The 15,940-nt window shown below is 61.4% G+C and carries 13 protein-coding genes; 8 read left to right on the plus strand and 5 right to left on the minus strand.

The annotated features are described in order from the left end of the window. Position 1: 1 nt before the first annotated feature. On the plus strand, positions 2 to 502 hold the full coding sequence (locus HMPREF2894_RS06655) for an HD domain-containing protein (RefSeq protein ID WP_005509108.1): 501 nt from the start codon (positions 2 to 4) through the stop codon (positions 500 to 502). 96 nt (positions 503 to 598) lie between these two features. Here HMPREF2894_RS06655 and HMPREF2894_RS06660 read toward each other — a convergent pair whose 3' ends face one another. The 5 genes from HMPREF2894_RS06660 to HMPREF2894_RS06680 all read right to left on the minus strand — a co-directional run bounded on the left by HMPREF2894_RS06660 (position 599) and on the right by HMPREF2894_RS06680 (position 5,547). Beyond that, positions 599 to 928, minus strand: a complete 330-nt coding sequence (locus HMPREF2894_RS06660; protein ID WP_005506103.1) for a metal-sulfur cluster assembly factor — start codon at positions 926 to 928, stop codon at positions 599 to 601. 39 nt (positions 929 to 967) lie between these two features. Then, positions 968 to 1,726, minus strand: a complete 759-nt coding sequence (sufC, locus tag HMPREF2894_RS06665; protein ID WP_005506105.1) for a Fe-S cluster assembly ATPase SufC — start codon at positions 1,724 to 1,726, stop codon at positions 968 to 970. A 19-nt stretch (positions 1,727 to 1,745) separates the two neighbouring features. Continuing rightward, a complete protein-coding gene (gene sufD, locus HMPREF2894_RS06670) occupies positions 1,746 to 3,020 on the minus strand; it encodes a Fe-S cluster assembly protein SufD (protein ID WP_070678415.1) in 1,275 nt (424 codons plus the stop codon). Beyond that, positions 3,020 to 4,477 (minus strand): Fe-S cluster assembly protein SufB, encoded by a 1,458-nt coding sequence (sufB, locus tag HMPREF2894_RS06675; RefSeq protein WP_070543473.1) that lies wholly within the window; start codon positions 4,475 to 4,477, stop codon positions 3,020 to 3,022. Before sufB ends, sufD begins: the two co-directional genes overlap by 1 nt. Before the next feature lie 221 nt (positions 4,478 to 4,698). Next, positions 4,699 to 5,547, minus strand: a complete 849-nt coding sequence (locus HMPREF2894_RS06680; protein WP_070678418.1) for a helix-turn-helix transcriptional regulator — start codon at positions 5,545 to 5,547, stop codon at positions 4,699 to 4,701. 176 nt (positions 5,548 to 5,723) lie between these two features. Between HMPREF2894_RS06680 and HMPREF2894_RS06685 the strand changes: the two genes are divergently transcribed. The 7 genes from HMPREF2894_RS06685 (at position 5,724) to HMPREF2894_RS06715 (ending at position 15,841) form a co-directional block, all read left to right on the plus strand. Next, complete coding sequence (locus HMPREF2894_RS06685; protein WP_070678421.1) at positions 5,724 to 6,857, plus strand: ABC transporter ATP-binding protein; 1,134 nt, start codon at positions 5,724 to 5,726, stop codon at positions 6,855 to 6,857. Next, positions 6,854 to 7,756: an ABC transporter permease gene (locus tag HMPREF2894_RS06690; RefSeq protein ID WP_012903578.1), complete on the plus strand. Its 903-nt coding sequence runs from the start codon at positions 6,854 to 6,856 to the stop codon at positions 7,754 to 7,756. Before HMPREF2894_RS06685 ends, HMPREF2894_RS06690 begins: the two co-directional genes overlap by 4 nt. A 703-nt stretch (positions 7,757 to 8,459) precedes the next feature. After that, positions 8,460 to 10,562 carry a transketolase gene (tkt, locus tag HMPREF2894_RS06695; protein WP_049349671.1) on the plus strand — a complete coding sequence of 701 codons (2,103 nt, stop codon included), beginning with the start codon at positions 8,460 to 8,462 and terminating at the stop codon, positions 10,560 to 10,562. Positions 10,563 to 10,733: 171 nt separating this feature from the next. After that, the gene (tal, locus tag HMPREF2894_RS06700) at positions 10,734 to 11,834 is read left to right on the plus strand and encodes a transaldolase (protein WP_049349673.1); all 1,101 of its coding nucleotides are present in this window, start codon (positions 10,734 to 10,736) and stop codon (positions 11,832 to 11,834) included. 392 nt (positions 11,835 to 12,226) lie between these two features. Further along, positions 12,227 to 13,774: a glucose-6-phosphate dehydrogenase gene (gene zwf / locus HMPREF2894_RS06705; protein WP_049347574.1), complete on the plus strand. Its 1,548-nt coding sequence runs from the start codon at positions 12,227 to 12,229 to the stop codon at positions 13,772 to 13,774. Continuing rightward, positions 13,771 to 14,757 carry a glucose-6-phosphate dehydrogenase assembly protein OpcA gene (locus HMPREF2894_RS06710; RefSeq protein ID WP_049349677.1) on the plus strand — a complete coding sequence of 329 codons (987 nt, stop codon included), beginning with the start codon at positions 13,771 to 13,773 and terminating at the stop codon, positions 14,755 to 14,757. The genes zwf and HMPREF2894_RS06710 overlap by 4 nt, the downstream gene beginning before the upstream one ends. Next, positions 14,750 to 15,841 (plus strand): 6-phosphogluconolactonase, encoded by a 1,092-nt coding sequence (locus HMPREF2894_RS06715; protein ID WP_070678424.1) that lies wholly within the window; start codon positions 14,750 to 14,752, stop codon positions 15,839 to 15,841. The genes HMPREF2894_RS06710 and HMPREF2894_RS06715 overlap by 8 nt, the downstream gene beginning before the upstream one ends. The last annotated feature ends 99 nt before the right edge of the window (positions 15,842 to 15,940 follow it).

The raw sequence follows: 15,940 nt of genomic DNA on the forward strand, positions 1-15,940 counted from the left end.
CATGTCGAATAACTACTACAAAGAGATGGTTCGCCTGGCAGACAGCATCGCTGACAAGGCGCATGAGGGGCAGACTGATCGTAACGGCTGGCCCTACATCTCCCACCCTCGCCGTGTGGCTCTTGGGGCACGTAAGCTTGTGTCTGAAATGGCTGCAGCCACTCATCCCGATTCGTCTTTGGAGGAACTGAAGACTGAGGCTCAGATTGTGGCGTTGCTGCACGACACGGTGGAGGATACCGGTGTTTCCCTCGCATATCTGGCCCGTTACTTCTCGGCGCGTATTGTGGATGCGATTGATGCCTTGACCCGCCGCCCCGGCGAATCCTACGAGGCGTACCTGGGTAGGGTGCGTGTGAATGATTTGGCTCGCCTGGTGAAGCTTGCCGATGTCGCGGATAATACTGACCCGCGCCGTCTGGCTCTGCTGCCGGAGCCGACCCGCTCGACCCTGATGATCAAGTACGAATACTCGCTGAAGCTGCTGCACCTGGACGACTAGGTAGACGCAAAACCCAGAAGACACAAAAATACCCGCCCGGTGCCGAAGGCTTACACCTTCCGCACCGGGCGGGTACCTTATCTGCGAGTCAGGAGCTTAGATGTTGAAGCCCAGCGCGCGCATCATATCGCGGCCGTCCTCAGTAATACGCTCCGGACCCCACGGCGGCATCCAAACCCAGTTCACACGCCAAGAATCAACCAGGTTATCCAGGTTGCTCTGAACCTGCTCCTCAATAACCTCCTGCAGCGGGCAGGCTGCGGTGGTCAGAGTCAGGTCCAGAATGAGGGTTCCATCCTCATCCCAGCGCAGACCGTAGAGCAGACCGAGGTCAACAATATTGACGCCAAGCTCCGGGTCAATAACCTCCTTGAGGGCTTCCTCAATCTCTTCCTGAGGAACACGACCCTGCACAGTCTCAGTCATAGTCCTATCTTTCTGTCAGAATCCGGTCAGGGAAGAAGCTTACTTCTTACCCACGTAAGCTACGTAGCCCTCTTCTTCCAGGCGGTCAGCCAGCTCGGGGCCGCCCTGGTCAACCATCTTGCCGTCCACGAACACGTGCACGAACTGCGGCTTGATGTAGCGCAGGATGCGGGTGTAGTGGGTAATCAGCATGACGCCCATGTCGTTCTCGTCGTGCGCACGGTTCACACCCTCAGACACGATTTTCAGTGCGTCAACGTCCAGACCGGAGTCGGTCTCGTCCAGGATGCCGAACTTGGGCTTGAGCAGCTCCAGCTGAAGGATCTCGTGGCGCTTCTTCTCACCACCGGAGAAGCCCTCGTTCACGTTACGTGCGATGAACGCGGGGTCAATCTCCAGGTTCTTCATGGCTTCCTTAACGTCCTTAGTCCAGGTACGCAGGGAGGGAGCCTTGCCGTCCACAGCGGTCTTAGCGGAACGCAGGAAGTTAGACATGGTCACGCCGGGGATCTCAACCGGGTACTGCATAGCCAGGAACAGGCCTGCGCGTGCACGCTCGTCCACGCTCATCTCGGTGATGTCCTCACCGTCGAGCAGGATCTGACCGGAATCAACCTGGTACTTGGGGTGGCCGGCGATGGTGGAAGCCAGAGTGGACTTACCGGAACCGTTCGGGCCCATGATTGCGTGAATCTCGCCCGAGTTGATGGTCAGGTTAACGCCCTTCAGGATGGGCTTGGTGGTTTCATCGTCGAGGATAACCGAGACGTGAAGGTCCTTGATTTCAAGAGTAGACATTGATTTCTCCTGGTAAAGCTTAGTTGTTGCTGAGGGCGAGCTCTGCCTCAAGGGCCTCGGTGAGCTGCTCTTCAAGTTCGGGAACACGAATCTGCTGAATGATCTCATTCAGGAAGCCGCGCACGACCAGACGGCGTGCCTCAGCCTCCGGGATACCGCGAGCCTGCAGGTACCACAGGTGCTGCTCATCGAGCTGGCCAGTGGTGGATGCGTGGCCGGCGCCCTCAATCAGGCCGGTCTCAATCTCCAGGTTCGGCACGGAGTCGGCGCGGGGGCCGACTTCCAGCAGCAGGTTACGGTTCAGCTCGTAGGTGTCGGTGCCTTCTGCATCCTTACCAATCAGAACGTCACCAACCCATACGGAGTGCGCACCCTTACCCTGCAGCGCGCCCTTGTAGGTCACGCGGGACTTGCAGTTGGGTACGGAGTGGTCCACGAACAGGCGGGACTCAATGTGCTGACCTGCGTCTACGAAGTACAGGCCGTACATTTCAGTCTCAGCGCCGGGAGCGGTGAACTTGGTGGAGGGGGTCACGCGCACCAGATCGCCACCGAGGGACACCACAACGTGCTTGAAGCGTGCGTTACGGCCCAGCTTAGCGTAGTGTGCGGAGGCGTGGATTGCGTCGTCAGCCCACTGCTGCACGGAAACAACGTTCAGCTCAGCCTCGTCGTTCACCACAAACTCAACGTTCTGTGCCAGGACGGTGGAGCCGGTGTGGCGCAGAACCACAACAGCCTTCGAGAAGGGCTTAGCCTCAATCACGATGTGCTGTGCGGCTGCTTCGTTGCCGGTGCCGGTGATGTCGATTTCCACGTGCTCAGCCAGTTCAGCTTCGGCGGGGATGGTCACCACGGTTGCTTCGGTGAAGCTGGACCATGCGTTTGCTGCCACACGGTCCTCGGGGATACCTGCGGAGCCGATGCGTGCATCCTCGCGGGAGACGGTCTCAACCTGAACCTGCTCGGGTGCGGTCACCTTCGGTGCCGGTGCGGTGCCGGTCAGCTTCTCCAGGTGCAGGCCGCCCAGACGCTTCAGCGGGGTGAAGCGCCAGTCCTCTTCACGACCGGTCAGGGGTGCGAAGTCCTCCACGTTGTAGGAGGTCTTACGCTCTGCACGGGATGCTTCGAGTACCTTCTGGATGTTGTTCGGGTTGGAGCCCTGGTGGTGTGCCTCGGTGGCGCGCATCAGGGTGTCATCGTGGGCGAACTCGGTGGCGAGCTTCTCGCCCTCCTGGTCCATGCCGGGGATGATCGGGGAGTGGTAACCCAGGGTTTCTTCGTTGGTCGGCATTAGCCCACAGATCCTTCCATCTGAAGTTCGATCAGGCGGTTCAGTTCGAGTGCGTACTCCATCGGCAGCTCGCGGGCGATAGGCTCAACGAAGCCGCGGACGATCATCGCCATTGCTTCTTCTTCGCTCAGGCCGCGCTGCATCAGGTAGAACAGCTGGTCCTCGGAGACGCGGGAAACGGTCGCCTCGTGACCCATGGTCACATCGTCCTCGCGCACATCCACGTAGGGGTAGGTGTCGGAGCGGGAGATGGTGTCCACCAGCAGTGCGTCACAGACCACGGAGGACTTGGAGTGCTTAGCACCCTCACGAACCTGAACCAGGCCGCGGTATGCGCTACGGCCACCGTTACGTGCCACGGACTTGGACACAATGGTCGAGGAGGTGTTCGGTGCAATGTGAACCATCTTCGAGCCGGTGTCCTGGTGCTGACCCTCACCCGCGAATGCGATGGACAGGGTCTCACCCTTAGCGTGCTCGCCGACCATGTAAACAGCCGGGTACTTCTGGGTGACCTTGGAGCCGATGTTGCCGTCCACCCATTCCATGGTGGCGCCCTCGTGCGCAACCGCACGCTTGGTCACCAGGTTGTAGACGTTGTTCGACCAGTTCTGGATGGTGGTGTAGCGAACGCGTGCGTTCTTCTTCAGCACAATCTCAACCACTGCGGAGTGCAGGGAGTCGGACTTGTAGATGGGGGCGGTGCAGCCCTCAATGTAGTGAACGTAGGAGCCTTCGTCCGCGATGATCAGGGTGCGTTCGAACTGGCCCATGTTCTCGGTGTTAATGCGGAAGTACGCCTGCAGCGGGATCTCCACGTGGACTCCCGGGGGAACGTACACGAAGGAGCCACCGGACCATACGGCGGTGTTCAGCGCGGAGAACTTGTTGTCACCAATCGGGATGATGGAGCCGAAGTATTCCTTGAACAGTTCGGGGTATTCGCGCAGACCGGTGTCGGTGTCGACAAAGATCACGCCCTGCTGCTCCAGGTCCTCACGGATCTGGTGGTACACGACCTCAGACTCGTACTGTGCAGCCACACCCGCGACGAGGGAGTTACGCTCCGCCTCGGGAATGCCCAGACGCTCGTAGGTGGTGCGGATGTCCTCGGGCAGTTCCTCCCAAGAAGCCGCCTGACCCTCGGTCGAGCGCACGAAGTACTTGATGTTGTCGAAGTCAATTTCGGAAAGATCCGCGCCCCAGGTGGGCATGGGCTTACGCTCGAAGAACTTCAGCGCCTTCAGACGCATATCCAGCATCCACTGGGGTTCGTTCTTCTTCGCAGAGATGTCGCGCACGACGTTCTCGTCCAGGCCGCGCTTTGCTACCTGGCCTGCTTCGTCGGAGTCTGCCCAACCGTACTCGTAGTTGCCAATGCCCTCGAGTTCGGGGTTCATCTCCAGGATCTCTGAAATGACGGTGTCGTTGGCGTTCTGCCCAACTTTCTCAGTCATTACGGCCTTTCTTCGATGGTTATTACATTTCTCTCCGCCACCTGCCGGTTGCAGGCGCGGTAGTTTTAGGGGCTGATGCCGCTCTCGACCACGGCGTTTAACGCAGCGTGGGACGGGCGGGTTTCAGCGTGCGAGTCGCGCCCCTTGAGGGGTTCATCGGGGTGCGCCGCGGGGTACTGCGGTAAGCGTTACGCGGAAGGTTTCTCTAGGAATAAGTTTCTCTAGGATTCTTCTGCGTTCTTCTCACCCTCGGCGGTGACACGGTTCAGGGGCACGTGCGTGGTACACACGTGAGCACCCGAAGCCATGGTTGAAAGCCTACGGACATCAACGCCGAGCAGGTCAGAAATAATCCCGGTTTCCTGCTCGCAGAACACTTGGAAGTCTCCAGCGAGGTCGCGTACCGGGCAGTGACCCTGACAGAGCTGAATACTTGCCAGAAAATGCTCGGGAACGGTTCGCCCTGCAGGAGGCGCGGTGACCTGAGCGGTCGCCACGAAACCGTCCTTGCTCATTGCCTCTGCGAGCGCCTGCGCTCTGGCTGCCACGTCATCACCGGCGGCTTCTACGACGGGTCGGTAGCGGGCTTCCATTTCTGCGGCGCGGGCGGAGGCGAAAGCTTCGAGGGCTTCCTGCCCAACCGTGTCGCGGAGCATTTGCAGGGCGTCGCGGGCGATGATGAGGTAGTCGTTGCCGAGGCGTTCGTGGCCCTGGGGGGCGATCACGTAGCGGCGGGCGGGTCGTCCAGCTCCGGCGCCGTGCTTTTTGATGGGCGCGACCTCAATCATGTTGTTGGATTCGAGGGCGTCGAGGTGGCGGCGTACCGCTGCGGGGGTGAGGCTGAGGAGCTCACCGAGGGTTGCTGCGGATACGGGGCCGTTGTTGAGGACTTCGCGCAGGACGCGGTCCCTAGTGCGTTCTTCTGCCTCGGCTTTGCGCTTGGATGTGCGTGCCGCGGAGGACTTGGTGCTGGGAGCACCAGTAGAGCCCGAGGCGGCGGTTCGGGTGCCGTTTCGGGTCTGCGCCTCGTTCGTTGAGGCGCGCTGAGGGGTCTTATTCACGGAATACACAAATAAAGTATGTCCTAATTAGTTTTTCTTTGGCTAGTTAGGTACCCCTACTTGCTAACTTTTCTACCTTAAGGTGAACTTTTGAGTCGTTACGGGTGTGCTTTAAACGTGAGTTAGGGCATAAGATGAAGGGGGCACACACGCTCCTTCATCGAAAAAATCGAAAGTGACTGTCTATGGAGACCACCACCGCGGGCCAGCAGGACCACCCTGGGCGTGCATCCGCCGCGCCAACGGCACACGCTGAGCACCACACGGAGCCCAGCGCCTCCCCCATCGCACGACGACGCATCGTCGCCGAAGAACCGGCGCTCACCATTAAAGACCTCATCAAAGAGTTCAAACCCTCACGCGCCTTCCGCACCAAATACCCCGAACGGCTCACCGCCAGCGGGCTCTACCGCGCCGTCAACAAGGTCAACCTGCGCGTCTTCCCCGGTGAAGTGGTCGTCCTGCTCGGTGCTAATGGCGCTGGCAAAACCACGACCCTCGCCTGCGCTCAGGGCCTGCTCAAGCCAACCCGCGGTACCGTGCGCCTCCTCGGCGAAAACCCGCTGCAGGCGGACCCGGAGCTACGCGCCAAGGTCGGCATTATGCTCCAGGACGGCGGCCTGCCCAACGCCATGCACCCCATCCCGCTGCTCGAGCATATTTCGACCATGTACACCGACCCGTACCCGGTCGAAGAGCTCGCAGAACGCCTGGGCATTGACGCTTTCAACGGCACCATGATTCGCCGCCTCTCGGGTGGTCAGAAGCAGCGCGTCTCTCTCGCCGCCGCCCTCATTGGCCGCCCGGACGTGCTCTTCCTCGACGAACCCTCCGCAGGTCTGGATCCGCAATCCCGCAACGTTGTCTTCGACATTATTCGTGAACAGCGTGAACTCGGAACCGCAATCGTGCTCACCACGCACCTGATTGACGACGCGCAGAAGCTCGCCGACTACGTCTACATCATTGAAAACGGCACCACGGTTCAAGAAGGTACCGTCTCCGAGCTCATCGCCAGCGACGGCACGAACCGCCTGCAGTACACCCTGGATGCACCCACCCCCACCCGTGAGCAGCTGCTGCCCGCGCATCTGCGTGCCGGTGTGGAGCTCATCGAGAAGGTGCCCTACACCCCGGCTCGTGACGGTGCACCCTCCGTACCCGGCGCGTATGAGCTGGTCGGCGCACTGCGTCCCGAGCATCTGGCGGCATTCACCTCAGCGCTCGCCGAGCGTTACCTCATGCCGATTTCCCTCACCATGGAACCGAAGACTCTTGAGGATGTCTTCCTCGACATTTCAGGACGTGATATCCGATGAGCAACACCGCACGCACCGAGAACAACCGGGCTGCAGAAAATCCGGTAGAAGAGAACCGCGCAGAGGGGATCCGAATGGAAGAACGTGCCGCGAACACCCGCCCCAAGGTCTCTTCTATTGATGAAGATGAGGAGTACATTCCCCCGCGCGCGAACTACCCGCTCGTGCGCGTGATTGAGCAGGGCCGCTACGAAACCATGGCGATGCTACGCAACGGCGAACAGCTGATGCTCAACATTATTTTCCCCGTCATGGCGCTCATTGCCCTGCGCTTCACCGGTCTGATCGATGAATACGCAAACTCGGTGGGGGTCTCCCGCATGGATGCGGCGGTCCCCGGCGTTCTGGCGCTCTGCGTGATTTCTACGGCGCTGTCCGGCCAGGGCATTGCCACCGGTTTTGATCGCCGCTACGGCGTGCTGCGGTTCCTGGCGACCACTCCCCTGGGCCGTAACGGCCTGATTATGGGCAAGTGCATTGCGGTGCTGGTGGTCGTGGCGATTCAGTTCACCCTGGTGGCGGTTCTGGGGTACGGCCTGGGGTGGCGCCCGGACGCTATCGCCGTCTCGCGCTCCATCATCACGATGATCATGGGTGCTGGCGCATTTACGGCGCTGGGCCTGCTCATTGCCGGTACGGTGCGCGCGGAGGCGACCCTCGCCATCGTGAATATTGCCTGGGTCATTCTTGCCGGTGCCGGCGGCGTGGTGTTCCCGTTGAAGTCCTTCCCCGACTGGTACGCCGGAATTGTGGCGTGGTCGCCCTCGGCGGCTCTGGGTGATGCGTTGCGCGGTAACTTCATTCAGCATCAGTGGCTTGCCGACCCGCACTGGGTCCTCATTGTGTGGACCGTGGTCATTGGGTTTGTTGCCTCACGTAAGTTCAAGTGGTCCGACTAGAGGCAGCACAAATACAGACAGTGCAAGCGCAGACAGTGCAAGAGCAGACAGAGCTTCTTCTCATCGCAAATTAAAAGACGGGCGCCGGATATGTTCCGATCATATCCGGCGCCCATACATATAACACAAACCTTTAGTCTCAACCACGCACAAAGTGCACGGTCCGAGACTAAAAGAAAGCACCCTCCTCCAGAACCTTTTATCTCACCACCACAGTAAGATAATCAACGGTTCTTACGCGGAGGAGGGGCTTCAATCACCGAGATGCAGACCGACCCAACCACTGTTTCGGTCTACAACCTTCCTGCTCAACCTTAACATGAGCTTCACCACTTACACAAAAATTGTTACGTTACTGAACAATATTCAGCGCATAGCTCAGAAACACAGCTCAAACGTGCACCGCGAAATCCGCGGAGCCCGCGTTGTAGCGTCGCTTTTTTCTCCATCTCAGCCCCGTATCACCCTGTGAATGTCTGCATTCACACACCGGATACTTCCGCCCAGTGAACTATCCTGTTAAAACGAAAGGGTCGAAACAAACCTCCAGGCTCCCCGCACCTACCGGGTACTTACCAAGGCACCTACCCGGGTACCTACCGGCGCGGGAATAAGCGCCCCCGAAGGCACGTTACACCCGATGAACAGCGCGCTAGCACACGCCTGCTGGCGCATCCACTCACGTTGTGAAAGGACACCCCACGTGGCAGAAAACCTCCAGTGGACAGAAACCGATCAGCGAGCCGTTGACACCGCCCGCATCCTTGCCGCCGACGCCGTGGAGAAGGTCGGCTCCGGCCACCCCGGCACCGCGATGAGCCTGGCCCCGGTCGCCTACCTGCTGTTCCAGAAGGTCATGAACCAGGACCCGGCCGACGACCGCTGGGAAGGCCGCGACCGCTTCATCCTGTCCCCCGGCCACACCTCCCTCACCCTGTACACTCAGCTGTTCCTCGGCGGCTACGGCCTCGAAATGAGCGACCTGGAAGCCCTGCGCACCTGGGGTGCCCTCACCCCCGGCCACCCCGAATACAAGCACACCAAGGGCGTAGAAATCACCACCGGCCCGCTCGGCCAGGGTCTGGCATCCGCCGTTGGCTTCGCCTACGCACAGCGTCGTATGCGCGGCATGTTCGACCCCGAGGCTGCCCCGGGCACCTCCCCCTTCGACCACCACGTCTACGTCATCGCCTCCGAGGGTGACGTGCAGGAGGGCGTGACCGCCGAGGCGTGCGCGCTCGCAGGTCACCAGGAGCTCGGCAACCTGATCGTCGTCTGGGACCGCAACCACATCTCCATTGAGGAAGACACCGACGTCGCCTTCACCGAGGACGTGGCCAAGCGCTACGAGTCCTACGGTTGGGACGTTCAGCGCGTGGATTGGACCCGCACCGGCGAGTACGTCGAGGACGTCGCCGAGCTGTACGCCGCCATCGAGCGCGCGAAGGCCGTCACGGACAAGCCCTCGTTCATCGAGCTGCGCACCATCATCGGCTACCCCGCACCGCACAAGCAGAACACCGGCGCAGTGCACGGCTCCAAGCTCGGTGCTGAAGAGGTCGCCGCAACCAAGGAGGTGCTCGGCTTCGACCCCGCCAAGAGCTTCTTCATCGAGGAGAACGTGCTGGCACACACCCGTCAGCTCGTTGAGCGCGGTGCTGCGGCACACAAGGCATGGGACGAGAAGTTCGAGGCCTGGGCCAAGGCTAACCCCGAGCGCGCCGAACTGTACAAGCGCCTCGTCGCAGGCGAACTGCCCGCAGACTACAAGGCTGCCTTCCCTGTGTTCGAGGCTGGCACCTCCGTGGCAACCCGCGCGGCGTCCGGCACCGTCATCAACGCTATCGCTGACACATTCCCCGAACTGTGGGGCGGCTCCGCTGACCTCGCCGGCTCGAACCTGACCACCATCAAGGGTGCAGAGTCCTTCAACCCGGCATCGCGCAGCACCGAAGACTGGACCGGCAACCCCTACGGCCGCGTGCTGCACTTCGGTATCCGTGAGCAGGCTGCCGCAGCCATCGTTAACGGTATTGTGCTCTCCTCCCCGACCCGCGCGTTCTCGGGCACCTTCTTTGTGTTCTCCGACTACCAGCGCCCGGCCGTTCGCCTCTCCGCGCTGATGGGCGTTCCCGCACTGTACGTGTGGACCCACGACTCCATCGGTGTGGGCGAAGACGGCCCCACCCACCAGCCGATCGAGCACCTCTCCGCCCTGCGCGCCATCCCCGGCTTCGATGTTGTTCGCCCCGCGGACGCTAACGAAACCGCCGTCGCATGGCGCACCATCCTGGAGAAGTCCGACCGCCCCGCAGGCCTCGTGCTCTCCCGCCAGAACCTGCCCGTCTGGGCTCGTGAGGACGTGCACGCGGACGCTGAGGGTGAGAAGTTCGCTTCCGCTGAGGGCACCGCACGCGGCGGCTACATCATGGCTGACACCGAGGGCACCCCGGACGTCATCCTGATTGCTACCGGTTCCGAGGTTGAGCTCGCCGTTCAGGCTCGCGCAACCCTCGCAGAGCAGGGCATCGCGGCTCGCGTGGTTTCCATGCCTTCACGTGAGTGGTTCGCTGAGCAGGACGCAGAGTACCGCGAGTCGGTTCTGCCCTCCTCGGTTGCCGCCCGCGTCTCCGTCGAGGCTGGCCTGGCGATGAGCTGGTACGACCTGCTCGGCACCGCTGGCCGCGCCGTGTCCATCGAGCACTTCGGTGCATCCGCCGATGCGAAGACCCTGTACCGCGAATTCGGTATCACCGCGGAGGCTGTCGTGGCCGCCGCTAAGGAATCCATCGAGGCCGCTAAGTAGGCAGTAACAACGCCGCGGTAACTGCCGCGCACACTGCGCTCCCCCTGTACGGGTGGGGTGCGGACGCAACGGGTAGGCTCCGGCTGACCGCTCAGCCGGAGCCTCCCGCCGCCCAGAAGATTTCACTGATATCTCAAATTTCAATTTCGACAAAGAATCGAAGGTTTTCACATGTCTGAGTCCACTCAGAAGCTTTCCGACGCCGGTGTCTCCATCTGGCTTGACGACCTCTCCCGTGAGCGTCTGACCAGCGGCAACCTTGCCGAACTCATCAAGACCCACAACGTCGTCGGTGTGACCACCAACCCCACCATCTTCGCTGGCGCGCTCTCCAAGGGCGCCGCATACGCTGAGCAGATGCGTGAGCTTGCCGCCGCCGGCGCAAGCGTTGAAGAGGCAGTCTTCGCCGCAACCTGCGACGACGTACGCGCAGCCTGCGATGTGTTCGCACCCGTCTACAAGGCGTCCAACGGTTTTGACGGCCGCGTCTCCATCGAGGTTGACCCCCGCCTGGCACGCGATGCCGAAGGCACCGCCAAGATGGCACGTGAACTCTACGAGCGCGTGGGCCGCGAAAACGTCATGATTAAGATTCCCGCAACCCAGGAAGGCCTGCGCCCCATCGCGGAGACCCTGGCTGCTGGCATCAGCGTGAACGTGACCCTGATCTTCTCCCTGACCCGCTACCGCGAGGTCATCAACGCCTACATGCTCGGCCTGGAGCAGGCGCTGGAAAACGGTAAGGACCTGTCCACCATCCACTCGGTCGCATCCTTCTTCGTCTCCCGCGTAGACACCGAAATCGATGCACGCCTCGAAGCGGCAGGCGGCGACGCTGTACAGCTCAAGGGCAAGGCAGGCCTGGCAAACGCACGCCTCGCCTACGAGGTGTTCGAGGAAATGTTCTCCTCCGAGCGTTGGGCACGTCTGCAGGCACACGGCGCGAACGTACAGCGCCCGCTGTGGGCATCCACCGGCGTGAAGGACCCCTCCCTGCCGGACACCCTGTACGTCACCGGCCTGGTTGCACCCAACACCGTGAACACCATGCCCGAGGCAACCCTGAACGCTGTTGCCGATCACGGCGAGGTTACCGGCAACACCATCGTGCCGAACTACTCCGAAGCGAATGAGGTTCTGGACGCTATCTCCGTTCACGTCTCCTACCCGGAGGTCGTGGAGAAGCTCGAGGTTGAGGGCCTGTCCAAGTTCGACGTCTCCTGGGAAGAGCTGCTGCAGACCGTCCGCGAAGCACTCGAGCAGGCTAAGTAGAACCAGGCGACACAGCCGAATCTACAGCTGCTGAAATTCGGAAGCCACTGAAGTTCAGCAGCCACTGAAATATAGCGCATGACCAATGCGTTCCCGGTGTGCACCACCCGACGCACACCACCCGATATGCACGCCCACCATATTGTGGGCACAGCACCAATCCGCCGGGACTCTCGTAGAGATTCTGACCAGGATCCTGACCAGGATTCCCGCAGGGCTTCACTGCCCGAGGCGTCCCAGAGAATCTCGGCGGGTTAGGTGCCCCTCATATCGTCCCGTCAAAACCGGTACAATACAGGGTACACACCTTCCAGAATGCGGCATCGCCTCCGCGCGACAAGGTACGAACCGCGCGCCGCACGAACCAACCAAGGCAATCAAAGGAATATATTGTGACTATCGGTCATGAAGCGAACCCCCTCAGGGACACTCGCGACCGCCGCATTACCCGCATTGCGGGGCCGTCCGCGCTCGTCTTCTTTGGCGTAACCGGTGACCTGGCCCGCAAGAAGCTGCTTCCGGCAGTGTATGACCTCATGAACCGCGGTTTGCTCCCCCCGAGCTTCGGCCTTGTCGGCTTCGGTCGCCGCCCCTGGAGCGATGACGATTTCCGTTCCTACGTACGCGAATCCGTTGAAGCACACGCCCGTACCCCCTTCCGCGAAGACGTATGGAACCAGTTCCAGCAGGGCATGCGATTCGTCGTAGGTGCCTTTGACGACGACGCAGCCTATGAACAGCTCAAGAGCACCCTTGCCGAACTCGACGAGCGTGGCGCCCACGGCAACCACGCTTTCTACCTCTCCATCCCCCCGAAGGCATTCGAGCAGGTCCTCACCAAGCTCGCCGAACACGACCTCGCATCGCGCGATAACGACACCGTCAACCCCGTCGACGGTTGGCGCCGCGTGGTCATTGAGAAGCCCTTCGGTCACAACCTTGAAAGCGCACGCGAACTGAACTCCATCGTGGAGGCAGTCTTCCCGCCCGACGCCGTGTTCCGCATCGACCACTACCTGGGCAAGGAAACCGTTCAGAACATCCTCGCGATGCGTTTCTCCAACCAGATGTTCGAACCGCTCTGGAACTCCCACTACGTGGATCACGTCCAGATCACCATGGCTGAAGACATTGGCATCGGCTCCCGCGCAGGCTACTATGACGGCGTGGGTGCGGCCCGCGACGTCATCCAGAACCACCTGCTGCAGCTGCTCGCCCTCACCGCCATGGAAGAGCCTCTCAGCCTCGACGCTAAGCACCTGCGCGCCGAGAAGGCGAAGGTCCTCGAAGCAGTCCGCATCGATGACCTGCCGAACTCCTTCGCGCTCGGTCAGTACGCCGCAGGCTACCAGGGCGGCGAGCATGTCAACGGCTTCTTCGACGAGAACGACATCCCCGCAGACTCCCGCACCGAAACCTTCGCAGCGCTGAAGGTGTCCATCGCAAACCGCCGCTGGGAAGGCACCCCCTTCTACCTGCGCGCCGGCAAGCGCCTGGGCCGCCGAGTCACCGAAATCGCCGTGGTCTTCAAGAAGTCCTCCGACCGTCTCTTCGGCGAACGTGAAAACCCGCAGGTCGGCCAGAACGCCATCGTCATCCGCGTGCAGCCCGACGAAGGCATGACCATCCGATTCTCCGCGAAGGTGCCCGGCACCCAGATGGAAATCCGTGACGTCAACATGGACTTCGGCTACGGCCACTCCTTCACCGAAGAGTCCCCCGAAGCCTACGAGCGTCTCATCCTGGACGTTCTGCTCGGCGAGCCGCCGCTGTTCCCTCGCCACGAAGAAGTTGAGCTCTCCTGGAAGATCCTCGACCCCTTCGAAGAGTACTGGGAAGAAAACCGCATTAAGCCTGAACCCTACGAGTCCGGTTCGTGGGGTCCGCGTTCAGCACACGAGATGCTTGAGCGTGACAACCGCGCTTGGAGGCGCCCGTGATCTCGCACCTGCATAACACCACCGTTTCCGCCATCAACAAGGAACTGAGCCACCTGACTGCCGCCAACGGTAGCCTCAGTAGCGGACGAGTTCTCACCCTTGTTGTTCTCGCGGAAAAGGGCCACTCCCGCGAAGCAATGCGCGCCGCAATTCGTGCCTCCCACGAACACCCGAGCCGCATTATTGTGCACATCTCCCACGACCCGCTCGACCCCGACCAGCTGGATGCAGAAATCCACCTCGGCGGCGACACCGGTGCCTCCGAGATGATTGTTCTGCGCGGCTGGGGTAGCGCATCCCGCCCGACCGAAGCACTGATCTCCGGTCTGCTGCTGCCTGATTCCCCCATTGTGGTCTGGTGGCCGCACTCGGTTCCGGAGAACCCAGCACAGCACTCCATCGGTCGTATCGCTCAGCGTCGCATTACCGATTCTGCACGCGCTGAGGACCCGAAGGAGGCCCTCAAGCACCTCGCCGAGGTGTACCGCGCCGGCGACACCGACCTGGCGTGGACCCGCCTCACCCTGTGGCGCACCCAGCTCGCAGCGCTCATGGAGCAGATGCCTTCCTCCCCCGTACGCCGCGTGGTTGTGTGGGGTTCGAGCAAGTCCCCGTCCGTGGTGCTGCTCGGTACGTGGCTCGGCTGGAAGCTTGAAGCACCCGTGCACCTCGCCACCATTGGCGCGGCAAACCGCGGCCTGTACCGCGTCAGCATTGAGCGTGAAGACGGTTCGGTGACGATGTTCCGCCCCGGCATTTCCGTGGCGACCATCTCCACCCCGTACGCGCCCGATCAGCAGATTGCGCTGCCGGTGCGTACCCTCGCCGAGTGCATCTCTGAGGAGCTGCGCCGCCTCGACCCGGACGACACCTACGGTGACGTGCTGAAGCAGGCGCTGCGCACCGTCACCCTCGTCGATGACACCTGCCAGCCTGAAGACATGCTGGACCTCGAAGAATACCCGGAGGTTTTCGATGCCTAAGATTCAGAACATGGGCGCATCCACCCCCACCCTGGTGGCGCACCCGACCCGCGACGCTCTCGCAGCGGACGCGGTGACCCGCATCCTCGACATCATTGAGCACGTGCTCTCTGAGCGCACGATTGCCCACATTTCGCTGACCGGCGGCACCATGGGTATCGCCACCTTGAAGGCATGGGCTGAGAACGAACGTGTGAAGGATATCGACTGGTCCCGCGTGCATTTCTGGTTCTCCGATGAGCGTTACGTGCCCGAGCGTAGCCCCGAACGTAATGACGGTCAGGCTATTGAGGTGCTGCTCGCTCCCCTGCTGTCGCACGGCCTGGTCGTAGGCAATGTGCACCGCATGGGTCCGTCCGATATTTTCACCGGCCTGGAAGCTGCAGCTGAGCACTACGCCTTTGAGATGCGCGACTACGCCGGTTCTGCACCGGCTGTGAGTGTGCAGATGCCCGAGGGCGCAACCGAATTGCCGCTGGCTGGCGGTCACGGTGGCGGCGCAGGTCACGAGCACGGCGGCTCCGGCGGCTGTGGTTGTGGTGGCGGCGGTTGCGGTTCTTCCGCACCCGAGCAGTCCATCGAAGAGACCACTTTGGAAGACTTCGACGCTGAGGCTGCTGAGCCCGCAGGTGGTTGCGGATGCGGCGGCGGAGGCTGCGGTGGTGGCGGTGGCCAGTGGCCCGCACCGGTCTTTGACATCACCCTGCTGGGCATGGGCCCGGATGGTCATATTGCTTCTCTGTTCCCGGGCCGTAAGCAGGTTCTGCTGGGTACCGGTCTGCCGGAGGATCCGGTTGAGGGCGGTAAGGCTGTGACCGTGATGGTTTCTGATTCGCCAAAGCCGCCGGCTGAGCGTGTGTCGGTGACCCTGCCGATTATCAATAATTCGCGTCACGTGTTCTTCCTCATCACCGGTGAGGATAAGCAGGATGCGACCAGCCGCCTTCTGGCTGGCGCGAAGCTGGACGCTGAGGACCTGAACGCGGAGCTGCTGTTGGAAACCCCTGCGGTGGGTGCGCGCGGTAAGAAGCAGACCCTGATTTTTGCAACCGAGGAGTCGCTGGCTCCTGAGAACCGCCCGTAAGGTTCTGGTTCTGAACTGCATATCAAATAAAGGGTGGAGCCCCGGATAGTTGCTATCCGGGGCTTTTCTCTATGGTTTTTGAACCAGTCCGAAATGGTA

The organism is Rothia sp. HMSC066G02, assembly GCF_001813145.1.
In the GTDB taxonomy this organism is placed as follows: Bacteria; Actinomycetota; Actinomycetes; order Actinomycetales; family Micrococcaceae; genus Rothia.